The organism is Hydrogenophaga sp. GW101-3F08, from assembly GCF_059424585.1.
This window is the reverse complement of record NZ_JBWKZP010000004.1, coordinates 302816-315778: the sequence shown is the minus strand read 5'-3', so window position 1 is coordinate 315778 and position 12963 is coordinate 302816. Positions and strand designations below refer to the sequence as shown.

Below are 12963 nucleotides of genomic sequence, written 5' to 3'. Positions count from 1 at the left end.
GCTGCGGCCGACGGCGTCTTGCGGTACGGTTATTGCAACGCATGCCCATGCACACCATGACCCAACCAGTCACCCCTGTTGAATCCGACGACGCCGAGCCCGCCAGCGGCTGGGCGCGCGCGGTGCTGACCTTCGACGTGGACGCCCACGCCGCGGCGCAGGGTTCGTGGCGGTTTGGCTACGAGCAGCTCTCGCAGGGCAGCTTCCGTGGCGAGCTCACCATGGTGCAGCTCGAAGGCCTGCGCCTGTTTGGCGAGCGCACCAATCTGGCCGTGCGCCAGCGCGGCCAGTTGGGCGACAGCGTGTACGGTTTTGCCATGTCGGTGCAGGCGCCGTCGCCGGTGTTCTTCCATGGCCAGAAGGTCGCGCCCGACGCGATCATGTGCGGGCGCGGCAACCAGATCGACCTGGTCACGCCGGTCAACCACGCCATGATCGCGATCGTGGTCGAGCGCAGCCTGCTCAACCCGCTGTGGGAGCTCATGTACCACAAGCCCCTGGCCGGCTGGCTGGAGCACCAGCTGGTGCTGGAGGCCTCCAGCGCCGCCGCCGACGTGCTGCGCCAGCGGCACCTGCAGGCGCTGCAGCAGTCGCTCGCGTTGGCGCAGCAGTACCCCGATGCGTCGGCCCTGAACCAACTGCGTGACGACATCCTGATCGAGTGGATCGAAGCGCTGCCGCCGTCGGTGGACATCTCCGAGCTCGACACGCTGGAGCGGCGCAAGCGCATGGTGGACAAGGCCTGCGAACTGATGCTGGCCCACCCCGACGAACCGCTGTCCATCCTGCAGGTGTGCAGCCGCGTGGGCGCGAGCCGGCGCAAGCTCAACTACTGTTTCCAGGACGTGCTGGGCACCTCGCCCACGCAGTACCTGCGCGCCCTGCGGCTCAATGGCGTGCGGCGCGGCCTGAAGAACGCCAGCGCGTCCGACACGGTGCAGGACGTGGCCGCGCGCTGGGGTTTCTGGCACCTGGGCCAGTTCTCGCTCGACTACAAGAAGCACTTCTTCGAACTGCCGTCCGAGACCTTGGCGCGGGCATGGCGCCGATAGACATGGGGCCCTTGGGTCGTCGATCAGCTGTCCGACGAATTCATCAAATAGCGTGAGCAGGTATTTCGAGCGGTCGCAATGTAGCGATGGCTGCGATCCAGAGCGCCGTCTTCGCTCAGGCGAGGAACAATCCATCCGACATAGGTCACCGCACGCAGCGCCAGGAACAGGTCGAGACAACCCGTGTCGATCGACCTGACGCTCAGGTAGCCCCGTAGCAGCGCATCTTTCAGCCTGGAGAAGTTGGGCGCGTCGAGGAACTTGAGCAGCGTGGTGGCCAGATCGAACACCCGATAACCCCAGCCCCCATCGTCGAAGTCCAGCATCCCGATCCGGCCATCGCTGATCAACACGTTTTCGCGAACGAGATCGGCATGGATCAAACCATGGTCGAGGCCGCTGGCCATCAGGCGCAGGGCTTGCGCCGCCCTGGCCCTGAAGTCCTCAAACAGGGCCTTGTCTTCGGCCGGCAGCGCTGGATGTTCCCAGAAGCGTCCCCAGAGCGGCGCCTCGCCCAGCAGGCCGTCGGCGTCCCACGTGACGCGCGCAAAACCGACGGGCTTGGCCCAGGCATCGGAGGCCGCATGGAACTGCGCCATGAGCCGCCCGAGGCGCTCGAACAGCCCCTGGGCATCGTCCTCTGAGCCACAGGTCAACAAGGCGCCCAGGGTCTGACCAGGCAGCCAGGTGAGCAGATCCACCTGGTGGCCGTTCACCTCTTCGAGCAGCCGGCCTGCCTGCGACGGTACGGGCCTGGGCACCAGCAGACCGGCCTGGGCCAGCGCCGCCATCCACTGCAGCTCGGATTCGAGTTCGATGCTTTGGCGATAACCCGGACGCTTGAGACGAAGGGCGTAGTCGCCGGTGGCGTCGGAGACCCGGTAGACCTGGTTCTCCCGACCGGCCACGAACTGCAGGCGCGCATTCGCTAGGCCCCACCGGGCGGCCGCCGTTGTGGCGAGATCCATCATGACTGCGGCGCCAGCTCGGCCAGGACATCGTCCAGCGTCTGCACGAGCAGGCCCAGGTGTTCTTCCGAGAAGGTCATGGGCGGGCGGATCTTGAGGGTGTTCTTGTGCCGTCCCAGCTTGGAGAGCAGAACACCCCGGTCGCGCATCGCCTCCACCACCTGGTCAGCGAAACCCGAGGCGGGCTCCAGCGTGGTCTTGTCCTTCAGGAACTCGACGCCGAACACCATGCCGCTCTGGCGCACGTCGCCGATGACGCCGTACTTCCTGGACAGTCCGGTCAGCGCCTTCGCGGCCAGGACACCGATCTTGGCGGCATTGGCCTGCAGGTTGCGCTGCTGAATCTCTTCCAGAACGGCCATCGCCGCAGCGCAAGCCACGGGATTGCCGCCAAAGGTGTTGAAGTAGCGGTAGGAGTTCCGAAAGCGCTCCATCACCTCCGGCCGCGTGACCAGGCCCGCCACCGGGTAGCCGTTGCCCATGGGTTTGCCCATCGTGACCACGTCGGGCGTCACGCCCTGCTTCTGGTGCGCCCAGAAATGGCTGCCGCTGCGGGCAAAGCCCGACTGCACCTCGTCGCAGATCAGGAGGCCACCGGCGTCACGGACCACTTGCTCCGTCGGGCGCAACCAGCCCGGGGCCTGGGTGGGAAAGCCTTCGTTCAAGAACAGCGGGCACACGATCAGCGCCGCGAAGCCGATGCCCGAGCGCTCCAGCTCGTCAATCTGTTCCTGCACCTTCGCGGCGAAGCGCAGCCCCTGAGGGTCAGGAATCCGCAGGCTGTCGGGCGCCTCCACATGGCGCACGTACTGGTCCAGCCCGTAACCGAACGTCGGCGCATTGCCGGTCGACAGCTGGCTCACCAGGCTGGTGTTGCCGTGGTAGGTGGCATCGGTGGCGATCACCCCGCGCTTGCCGGTCATGGCTTCGGCCATGCGCAGCGCGATGTCGTTGGCCTCGGAGCCGGTGCAGGTGATCAAGGCGTTGGAGAGTTCGCCGCCATAGGTGGACGTCAGCTTCTCGGCGTAGTTCACCAGGTTCTCGTGCAGGTAGCGGCTGTGCACGTTGAGCTGTGCGCTCTGCGAACAGATCGCGTCCACCACCCTCGGGTTGCAGTGCCCGACGTGTGGCACGTTGTTGTAGCAGTCCAGGTAGCGGCGGCCCTCCGCGTCCCACAGCCACACGTCCTCGCCCTTCACGATGTGGATCGGACGCTGGTAGAAGGTGGACACATTCGGCCCGAGAAGGGAGCGCCTTCTCTCCATCAGTTCGGTTTCATTCATTGCAGATTCCATCAAAACAGCCAACCAGGAAAAACGAGTTCTGGCGCCTGCGGCGCCAGAACTTCTTCAGCCCACGCGTCCAGACCTCAGGAGATCACGTCCTGGATCAGTTCCTTGTTCTCCTTGTGGCGAACGATCGCGAAGAAGTAGCCCAGCACGAGCACCCCAAAGGGCATCAGCGCCATGAACCAGCCCAGACCATTCATGGCCCAGGAGGTGGTCGTCGGGTCCATGCCTTCGGCGACGGCCCCCGTCAGCAGGCCGAACCGTGCCAACAGGAGGTAGAGCCCGACCGACAGGCCGACGGTGGCCAGCACCGGCGCAATCAGCGACTGGAAGATGTTCGCGTCGCCGGGCACTCGGCGGAACCAGGCGATCACCGCCAGACAGACCAGGATCTCGATCAGCAGGATGGAGACCACCGCCAGGCCGGAGAACCAGAAGAACATGTTGAGGATGGGGTCCAGGCCCGTCACCGCAAAGAGGGCAATGACGGCGGCGGTGATCACCGAGACGATGATCGAGCCGGCCGACGGTGCACCGCGCGGGTTGACCTTGGCCAGTGCGGCCGGCAGGGTGCCGCCACGACCCAGGGCAAACAGGTAGCGCGCGGCGGAGTTCTGGAACGCCAGCATGGCGGCAAACAGACTGGAGAGCACCAGGCTCTTCATCAGCGCGGACAGCCAGTCACCCACATACTGGCCGGCCAGCGTGAACAGCACATTGGCGGGATTGACCAGGGGCGCGCCGTCGACCGACGACAGCTCGACCACACGGTCCATCACCTTGCCAGCGCCCAGGCCACTGACCACCGCAAACGAGGTGAAGGCAAACAGGACGGTGATCAGCACCACGGCGACGTACGTGGCCAGCGGCACGGTGCGCTTGGGGTCGACCGATTCTTCACCGTAGATGGCGGTGGCTTCGAAGCCCACGAAAGAGGCGAACGCGAAGGCCAGCGCGATGCCGGCGGAGCCCGCCAGACCACCGGCCAGGATGTTGGCCGGGCTGAAGGACGCCGCAAAATTCCACCCCTCCGGGCCACCCTGCACGAAGATCGCCACCGCAGTGACCACCAGGCTCAGGAGCTCCAGCCCCATCAACAGACCCAGCACGTGCGCCCCCACGTCGACACTGCGCAGCGACAACCAGGTCACCGCGGCCCACGCCACCAGGGACCAGCCCCACCAGGGCAGCCCCCCGGCCTGCTCGGCCATCAGTCCACCGAAGAAGCCGAAGATCGACAAGTGGATGGCCAGGTAGGCCAGCAGCGAGACGAAGGCCGAGCCCACGCCCAGGTGCAGGCCCATGCCGCGACCGATGTAGGCGAAGAACGCGCCGGAGTTGGTCACCTGGTGGCTCATGGCGGCATAGCCCACGCTGAACAGCAGGAGGATCAGACCCGCCAGCAGGTAGGCGCCCGGCGCGGCGGCGCCGTTGCCCAGCAGGATGGCGGCGGGCAGTGCCCCGGTCATGCCCACCAGCGGCGAAGCGGCGGCGACCACGAAGAAGACGATGCCGATCACCCCCAGGCGACCGGAACGCAGGGAGGACTCGGTGCCCGGGGAAGGCCCGGACGATGAAAGTGAAGTGGAAGCGGTGTTCATGGCTGTTCCTCGTCGTTGTGTCTGTGTGATCCGTGCCACTGGCTTTTGGCGCCAGGGTGGACGGATGCTAGGGACGGGCGGCCAAACGGGTTATCAAAACTGCGCACGATGGGGTCCGGGTTTCTCCCAATCGGCTGCGGTGCTGCTGCGCTGAGCACCATGAAGCGACAGACGTTCCCTCCTGGGCGCGCTCCGTCCTGGCTTTCTGCCATCGGACACCCTGAACCGGGGCGAAAAAAGGGCACTCAGGGTAAACCCGAGAGGTGGTTTTGCGCATTTCCGATCACGCCCATCCGGGTGTGACAGGCACAGTGCGCCGCATGACTGCCCACTACCCTGCTCTTTCACTTCACGTGGCCGGCCAATGGCTGTCCAGCGGATCGGGCGGCGAACGCCCGGTGATCAACCCAGCCGACGAAGCCTCGCTGGGCATGCTGCCCCTGGCCGGCCCGGCCGAGCTGGCGGCCGCCGCCGAATCGGCCCAGCGCGGTTTTGAACAATGGCGCCGCGTGCGCCCGCACGACCGCTACGTCATCCTGCGCCGCGCGGCCGAACTGCTGCGCCAGCGCGCCGATGAGATCGCCACGGTGCTCACGCTCGAACAGGGCAAGCCGCTGGCCGAAGCCAAGCGTGAGGTGCTGCTCTCGGCCGACATCATCGATGTCCAGGCCGAAGAGGGCAAACGCCTCTATGGCCGCGGCGTGGCGCCGCGGGTCGACGGCATCCTCTCGCACACCGTGCAGCGCGTGCCGGTGGGCCCGGTGGCCGCGTTCACGCCCTGGAACTTTCCGGTCAACCTGCCCAGCCGAAAGCTCGGCAGTGCGCTCGCCGCGGGTTGCAGCGTGGTGCTCAAGCCGGCCGAAGAAACGCCGGGCAGCGCCATGCTGCTGGTGCGTTGCTTCCTCGACGCGGGGGTTCCCGCCGACGCGATCAACCTCGTGTGGGGCGATCCGGCGCTGGTGTCTTCGTTCCTGATCGAGCGGCCCGAGATCGCCAAGGTCTCGGTCACCGGCTCGGTGGCCGTGGGCAAGCTGCTGGGCGAGCAGGCCGCGCGCCACGTTAAGCGCTTTACCGGCGAGCTGGGCGGCCACGCGCCGGTCATCGTGGCCGATGACATGGCCGAAGGCAGCGCCCTGGACTTCGTGCTCAAGCAGTCGGTCAGCGCCAAGTACCGCAACGCGGGCCAGGTCTGCGCCTCGCCGATCCGCTTCTACGTGCCGCGCGCGCAACTGGCCGTCTTCAGCGAACGTTTCGCCACCGCCGCGCAGAAGCTGGTCCTGGGCTCGGGCCTGGACGCCGCGACGCAGATGGGGCCGCTCTCGCACGCGCGCCGCATCGAGGACATGGAGCGCTTCGTGGACGATGCCGTGGGCCAGGGCGCGCGCCTGCTCACCGGCGGCCACCGCGTGGCGCGGCCGGGTTTCTTCTTCGAACCCACCGTCTTCGCCGAAGCCCCGGCCAGCACGCGGCTGATGCAGCAGGAACCCTTCGGCCCCATCGCCGTGATCCAGCCCTACGACACGCTGGACGGCGCCATCGAAGAGGCCAACGCGCTGCCCTACGGACTGGGCGCCTACGCCTTCACGCGCGACCTGCACACCGCCCACCGCCTGGGCGAAGGCATCGAAGCCGGCATGGTCGGCATCAACCACTTCGGCGTCTCGCAGCCCGAGCTGCCCTTCGGCGGCATCCGCGAGAGCGGCATCGGCCACGAACAGGGCCCCGAGGGCATCACGCACTACACCGAAATCAAAACCATCACGGTAGGCCAACCGTTCTGAACCCGGGAGCACATCACATGAACAGCATCGAACAACTCAAAGCCGACAACGCCGAGTTCCTCTGGCACCCCATGGCGCACCCGGCGGCCATGAAGAAGACCAAGCCCGACATCGTGGCGCGCGGCGAAGGCTGCTGGATCTGGGACGTGGATGGCCACAAGCTGCTGGACGGCGTGGGCGGCCTCTGGGCCAGCAACCTCGGCCACAGCGCCACGGCGGTGCGCGACGCCATCGTGGCCCAGCTCGACGAGCTGCCCTTCTACAACACCTTCCGCGGCACCTCGCACCCGCGCGCCATCGAGCTCTCGGCCCGGCTGGTGAAGCTGATGGAGCCCGATGGCGTGGCCAGCGTCATGTTTTCCAGCGGTGGCTCCGACGCGGTGGAGACCGCGCTCAAGCTGGCGCGCCAGTACCACAAGCTGCGCGGCGAGAAAGACCGTTTCAAGTTCATCAGCCTGCGCCAGGGCTACCACGGCGTGCACTTCGGCGGCATGAGCGTCAACGGCAACACCAACTTCCGCCGCGCCTACGAGCCGCTGCTACCCGGTTGCTTCCACATCGACACGCCTTGGCTCTACCGCAACCCCTACACCGACGACCCGCTGGAGCTGGGCGAGATCTGCGCCGAGCTGCTGGAGCGCGAGATCGTGTTCCAGGGGCCAGACACCGTGGCCGCCTTCATCGCCGAACCGGTGCAGGGCGCGGGCGGCGTGATCGTGCCGCCGGCCAACTACTGGCCCCTGGTGCGCAAGATCTGCGACAAACACGGCGTGCTGCTGATCGCCGACGAGGTGGTCACCGGCTTCGGCCGCACCGGCCATTTGTTCGGCACCCGGCTGTGGGGCGTGAACGCGGACCTGTGGTGCCTGGCCAAGGGCATCAGCTCGGGCTATGTGCCGCTGGGCGCCACGGCCATCTCGGCCAAGGTGGCGAAAGTGTTCGACGACGACAAGACCGGCCAGGCCGCCGTCGGCCACGGCTACACCTACAGCGCGCACCCGGTGGGTGCCGCCGCCGCGCTGGCCACGCTGGACGAAATCGAACGGCTGGACGTGCCGGGCAACGCGGGCCGCGTGGGCGCCGTGATGCAGGAGCGCTTGCGCAAACTGGAGCAGACCGGCAGCTTCGTGGGCAACGTGCGCGGTGTCGGCCTGATGCTGGGCATCGAGATGGTGGACGACAAGGCCCTGCGCACGCCCATGCCGCGCAGCAGCGACATCCCGGCGCGGGTGGCGAAAGAGGCTTACCAGCGCGGCCTGATGGTGCGCATCTCCGGCCCCAACCTCATCCTCTCGCCGCCGCTGGTGATCTCGGCCGACGAGGTGAACCACCTGTGCGACGTGCTGGAGGCGTCGTTCGCGGCGGTGGAGGCGACGCTGTGAGCCCCACCAGAGCCGGCCGCCCGCCGGTCATCCTGCTGATCGGCACGGTCGACACCAAGAGCGACGAGATCGCCTTCCTGCGCGAGTCGGTCGAACACTGCGGCGGCACGGCCCTGGTGATGGACGTGGGCGTGCTCGGCCGGGGCGGCTTCACGCCCGACATCCTCAACACCGAGGTGGCCGCCGCCGCGGGCGTGACGCTGCAGCAGGTGATGGAAACCGGCGACGAAAACACCTCCATGAAACTCATGGCCGACGGCGCCGCGTTGATCGCCAACCAGTGGTACCTCGAAGGCCGTTTCGACGGCCTGCTGGCCCTGGGCGGCACCATGGGCACCGACCTCGCGCTGGACGTGACCAACCGCCTGCCGCTGGGCTGCCCGAAGGTGGTGCTCTCCACCATCGCGTATTCGCCGCTGATCCCGCCCGACCGCATCCCGCCCGACCTGATCATGCGGCTGTGGGCCGGTGGTCTGTATGGTCTGAACCGCCTGTGCAAGTCGGCGCTGAGCCAGGCCGCGGGCGCGGTGGTGGGCGCCTGCCAGGCGCGCCGGGTCGACGCCGACCCGCGCCCCGTGGTGGGCATGACCTCGCTGGGCAGCAGTGCGCTGTCCTACATGAAGAAGCTCAAGCCGGCACTCGAAGCGCGCGGCTACGAGCTGGCGGTGTTCCACACCACCGGCATGGGTGGTCGGGCCTTTGAAGATCTCGCGCGCCGGGGCTACTTCGCCGCGGTCATGGACTTCAGCCTGCAGGAACTGGTGAACGATCTCGCCGGCAGCTGTGTGAGCGCGGGCAGTGAGCGCCTGCTGGGCGCGGGCCGCGCCGGTGTGCCGCAGATCGTGGCGCCCGGCGCCACCGACATGGTGGACTTCGCCGCCTGGACGCGCTGCCCCGAACGCTTCTCTGGCCGCGCCGTGCACGACCACAACCGCCTGATCGCCTCGGTCTGCGTGGACCACGACATGCGCCGCAGCGTGGCGCGCGCCATCAGCGACCGGTTGGCCGAAGCCACCGGCCCCACCTGCCTGCTGCTGCCCACGGGTGGCGTGGAGCAGTGGGACCGGCCCGGCGAGGCCCTGCACGACCCCGAGGGCCTGAAAGCCTTTGTGGACGAGATGTGCCACGTGGTCTCGCCCAACACCGTGTTCCAGCCGGTGGACGCGCACATCAACGACGAGGCCTTCGTGCAGGCCGCGCTCAAGGTGTTCGACGCCTGGGTGGCGGCTGGGCTGGTGCCTGCCGGGGTGGTGGATGCCGCTGAAGCAAGGAAGACCGCATGACCGCGCAAGCCTTGGTGCTCGATTTCGGCGGCGTTATCAGCCGCATGCTGTTTGAAACCCACCCCCTGACCGAACAGGCGCTGGGCCTGGCGCCCGGCACGCTGACCTGGCGCGGTCCCTTCGACCCTTCGACCGATCCGCTGTGGCAGGACATGCAGGCCGACAAGCTCAGCGAGCGCGACTACTGGATGGCCCGCACCCGCGAGGTCGGCCGTCTCGTTGGCGAAGAGTGGGATTCGATGGAAACCTTCGTGCAGCGCGCACGCGGCGCCGACGTGGAGGCCGTGATCCGCCCCGAGGCGGTGGCCACCATCGAGGCAGCCAAAGCCGCCGGCAAGCGCCTGGCCATCCTCTCCAACGAGCTGGACCTGTTCTACGGCGCCGATTTCCGCAAGCGCCTGCCGCTGCTGCAGATGTTCGACGTGATCGTGGACGCCACCTACACCGGCATCCTCAAGCCCGACCCGCGCGCCTACGCGGCCGTGACCGAGGCGCTGGGGCTGCCCGCTGGCGAATGTGTGTTCGTCGATGACCAGAAGCGCAACGCCGACGGCGGCGTGAAGGCCGGCATGCGGGTGGTGCATTTCGATGTGCTGCAGCCGGCCACGTCGTTTGCGATGGCCCGGAGACTGTTGGGGATCAGTCGCTGATCCACCGGGCGTGGGCGATGCGCCACCTGCCCGCTTCCAGCTTCATCGGCAGCGCGCTGCGGTTGAGCTGGTGCTGCCCGTTGGTGCCGACCTTGAAGGGTTGGTCCATCATGCCGCTGCGCCAGGGCGCCATGGTCTCAAGGGCTTGAGACACGCTGGCCCGGTGGATGGGGCCGCGCATGCCCTGCAGCGTGTTTACCAGCACCTGCGCCGCGATGTGGCCGCCCTGCGAAAGCGAACTGGGCTCGATCTGGCGGGCGATCAACAGGCGCCGCCAGCCCATGATCTGCAGCGAGCCGCTGGACCATGGGTCGAACTCGGCCATGGCGTAGAGGCCATCGCCCGCATTCGCCAGTGCCTTGGCCGCCTGCGAGGTGTAGGCGGAGGTGAGCATCACCACCGGGACCTTGGGCATCACCTGGCGGCTGGCCAGCACCCAGCCGATGGCGGGGCCGCCGGGGCCGGTGTACACGATGGCCTGGCACTGGCGGGCCGCCACCCGCTGCACCAGCGGGGGCAACGGGTCTTCGAGCCGGTACACGTCCAGTGAAGGCGCGGGCGCTTTCGAGCGCTGCGTCCAGTCCTTGACCGTTTTCTCGAAGGCCTCGGTCATGCCCGGCAGCGCGGGCGAGACGACGCAGATGCGCTCGTGGCGCAGCACCGTGTGCGCGAACGTGAGGGCCGTCGCGGTGGCCACATAGGGGCCCGTGTTCACCGGGGCGATGTGGGTCGATGCGAAACACGCCGGGTCGACCCCGCCGCCGGGCAGGTTGAACAGACCGGCCGTGGCGTAGCGTTGCTGGTTCACCGCACATTCGAGCACGCTGGACCCGCCGACGAGTGCGATCACGCGAGGGTCACCCGCCAGCAGGGTGGCCGCCTGCTGTGCCTTGGTGGGATGCATCTGGTCGTCGATCACGCGGTATTCGATGCGCCGGCCCTGGATGCCACCGGCGGCGTTGACAGCGTCGAAATACATCCGGGCCGCCTGGGTGCTGGCGTCCGAGGCCCCCGGCCCGGTGAGGCTGCTCACGGCGCCCACCACGATCGGGCCTTGGTCGCTCTCCTGGGCGTGCAGGGGATGGGCCGCAGCCAGCGCCGAGGCCAGGGCCACGACCAGGGCATGGTGTTTCATGAAGCCGCCCTTTTGGCCGATGCCGGGAGGCGCAGGCCCAGCAGGCCGCGCGGCGCATAGAGGCTGACCACCACGGCCACGGCGCCCATCGCGATCAGGTACCAGCCACCGGAGATGCCCAGCGACGTGGCCAGCACCTCCCGCAGACCGAACCAGATCAGCACGCCGATGACCGGGCCGCCGATGCTGCCGATACCGCCGATGAGTGTGGCGAACAGCATCATCACGACCCAGTTGACGTCGAAGGCCGCACTGGGCGCGAGGAACATGCCACCCATGAAATACACCGCGCCCGCCAGCGCGCTCATGCCGCCGGAGATGACGAAGGCGATCAGGCGCACGCGCTGCACGTCGATGCCCACGCTGCGCGCGGCCACCTCGTTGTCTCGCACGGCGGTCATGGCCAGGCCCAGGCGCGAGCGCATCAGCAGCTGCAGGCCGGCCACCGAGACGATGCCCAGCGCGCAGGCGAGCCAGAAGCTCATCTGCCCGAAGAGCTCGATGTCTTCGAGCGCCGACATGTCCAGCGTCAGGCCCGCGCTGCCACCGAGCGCCGATGTCTTCGAGACCAGCAACGCCACGACTTCGGCCACCACCCAGATGCCGATGGCGAAGTAGGCGTCGCGCAGGCGGAACAGGGCGGGTGCGATCAGCGCCGCGCACAGCGCGCCGGCCAAGCTGGTGAGCGGCAGCAGCCAGTAGGGCGAGACGCCGGTGCGCTGCGCCAGATCGAACAGTGCGTAGGCGCCGACGCCGATGAACAGCTGGTGGCCCAGCGACATCAGGCCGCCGTAGCCGGCCAGCAGGTTCCACATCTGCGCCATGCAGATGGCCAGCAGCACCTCGCTGGCCAGGCGCATCAGGCCCGCGTCCAGCCAGTGCGGCGCCAGCCAGGCGGCCAGGGCGCAGGGCAGGGTCCAGGCCAGGGGAAACCAGTCGTTGGTTGTCAGGCGTTTCATGCGCGGCCTCCAGCCAGTCCCTTGGGGCGAACCATCAACGTGACCAGGAACAGCAGGTGCGCGTAGAGCGAGCCGGCGTTGGAATCGATGCGCTGGCCGAAGAGCTGGGCCACACCCAGCACCAGGCCACCCGCGATGGCGCCCCAGAACGAGCCCAGACCGCCAATGATCACCACCTCGAACGCCACCAGCATGCGCTCCACGCCCGAGAACGGCGTGAACAGCGTGCGCTGTGCCAGCAGGTAGCCCGCGCCCATGGCGAAGGCCGCCGCCAGCCCCATCACCTGGCAGAACACGCGCTCGGGCTTCACGCCCATGAGCCGCACCACGTCCGGGAAATCGGCGGTGGCGCGCACCGTGCGGCCGAACTCGGTGTGTTGCAGCACCCATTGCAGGCTGGCGAACAGGGCCAGCGCCAGCAGCAGCATCAGCACCGGGTACACGCCCACCGAGATGCCGAGCAGGTCCATGCTCGCGCTGCCCAGCGCGCCCGCGTCCACCGCGCGCGAGTCGGCGCCAAAGACTTCCACCATGCCGTTGCGCAGCAGCACCGAGAGGCCGAAGGTCAGCACCAGTGGCGTGAGCACGTTGCCCGAACGCACCGCGCGGTTGAGTAGCGTGGCCTGCAGCAGCCAGCCGAAGCCGTAGCCGATCAGCACCACCGGGATCAGCATGGCCCACACCGGCACGGCGCTGAACCAGCCCACCAGAAAGAAGCCGGCGTAGGCGCCGAGCACGATGAATTCGCCGTGCGCCAGATTCACCACCCGCATCACGCCAAACACCAGCGCCAGGCCCAGGCCGAAGAGCGCGTACAGGCCGCCGAGCAGCAGGCCGTTGATCAAGGTCGATAGCCAGTCCAT

Annotated in this window: 11 protein-coding genes; 5 read left to right on the top strand and 6 right to left on the bottom strand. The window is 67.9% G+C overall.

Features of this window, described 5'->3' with window-relative positions; genetic code table 11:
* Positions 1 to 47 precede the first annotated feature (47 nt).
* Positions 48 to 1052, top strand: coding sequence for a helix-turn-helix domain-containing protein (locus AC07YZ_RS13615; RefSeq protein ID WP_494795130.1), 1005 nt, complete (start codon positions 48 to 50; stop codon positions 1050 to 1052).
* 23 nt (positions 1053 to 1075) lie between these two features.
* Here AC07YZ_RS13615 and AC07YZ_RS13610 read toward each other — a convergent pair whose 3' ends face one another.
* From AC07YZ_RS13610 to AC07YZ_RS13600, 3 genes are all read right to left on the bottom strand, one after another.
* Positions 1076 to 2023: a phosphotransferase enzyme family protein gene (locus AC07YZ_RS13610; RefSeq protein WP_494795129.1), complete on the bottom strand. Its 948-nt coding sequence runs from the start codon at positions 2021 to 2023 to the stop codon at positions 1076 to 1078.
* Positions 2020 to 3303, bottom strand: coding sequence for an aspartate aminotransferase family protein (locus AC07YZ_RS13605; RefSeq protein ID WP_494795128.1), 1284 nt, complete (start codon positions 3301 to 3303; stop codon positions 2020 to 2022). Before AC07YZ_RS13605 ends, AC07YZ_RS13610 begins: the two co-directional genes overlap by 4 nt.
* An 86-nt stretch (positions 3304 to 3389) precedes the next feature.
* Entirely contained in the window at positions 3390 to 4910 is a 1521-nt protein-coding gene (locus AC07YZ_RS13600) for an APC family permease (protein ID WP_494795127.1), read from the bottom strand.
* A 320-nt stretch (positions 4911 to 5230) separates the two neighbouring features.
* On the opposite strand from AC07YZ_RS13600, the gene AC07YZ_RS13595 reads away from it, so the two are divergent.
* From AC07YZ_RS13595 to AC07YZ_RS13580, 4 genes are read left to right on the top strand one after another with little or no spacing between them, the layout of a single operon-like run.
* A complete protein-coding gene (locus AC07YZ_RS13595) occupies positions 5231 to 6691 on the top strand; it encodes an NAD-dependent succinate-semialdehyde dehydrogenase (protein ID WP_494795126.1) in 1461 nt (486 codons plus the stop codon).
* A 17-nt stretch (positions 6692 to 6708) separates the two neighbouring features.
* Complete coding sequence (locus tag AC07YZ_RS13590) at positions 6709 to 8073, top strand: aminotransferase class III-fold pyridoxal phosphate-dependent enzyme (RefSeq protein WP_494795125.1); 1365 nt, start codon at positions 6709 to 6711, stop codon at positions 8071 to 8073.
* Positions 8070 to 9356 carry a Tm-1-like ATP-binding domain-containing protein gene (locus AC07YZ_RS13585; RefSeq protein WP_494795124.1) on the top strand — a complete coding sequence of 429 codons (1287 nt, stop codon included), beginning with the start codon at positions 8070 to 8072 and terminating at the stop codon, positions 9354 to 9356. The genes AC07YZ_RS13590 and AC07YZ_RS13585 overlap by 4 nt, the downstream gene beginning before the upstream one ends.
* Complete coding sequence (locus tag AC07YZ_RS13580; protein WP_494795123.1) at positions 9353 to 10006, top strand: HAD family hydrolase; 654 nt, start codon at positions 9353 to 9355, stop codon at positions 10004 to 10006. Before AC07YZ_RS13585 ends, AC07YZ_RS13580 begins: the two co-directional genes overlap by 4 nt.
* On the opposite strand, the gene AC07YZ_RS13575 is transcribed toward AC07YZ_RS13580, so the two are convergent.
* Genes AC07YZ_RS13575 through AC07YZ_RS13565 form a run of 3 tightly spaced genes read right to left on the bottom strand, consistent with a single transcriptional unit; the run spans position 9996 to position 12963 of the window.
* The gene (locus tag AC07YZ_RS13575) at positions 9996 to 11141 is read right to left on the bottom strand and encodes an ABC transporter substrate-binding protein (RefSeq protein WP_494795122.1); all 1146 of its coding nucleotides are present in this window, start codon (positions 11139 to 11141) and stop codon (positions 9996 to 9998) included. The two genes, AC07YZ_RS13580 and AC07YZ_RS13575, sit on opposite strands and share 11 nt — an antisense overlap.
* Positions 11138 to 12100, bottom strand: coding sequence for a branched-chain amino acid ABC transporter permease (locus AC07YZ_RS13570; protein WP_494795121.1), 963 nt, complete (start codon positions 12098 to 12100; stop codon positions 11138 to 11140). Before AC07YZ_RS13570 ends, AC07YZ_RS13575 begins: the two co-directional genes overlap by 4 nt.
* The gene (locus AC07YZ_RS13565) at positions 12097 to 12963 is read right to left on the bottom strand and encodes a branched-chain amino acid ABC transporter permease (RefSeq protein WP_494795120.1); all 867 of its coding nucleotides are present in this window, start codon (positions 12961 to 12963) and stop codon (positions 12097 to 12099) included. Before AC07YZ_RS13565 ends, AC07YZ_RS13570 begins: the two co-directional genes overlap by 4 nt.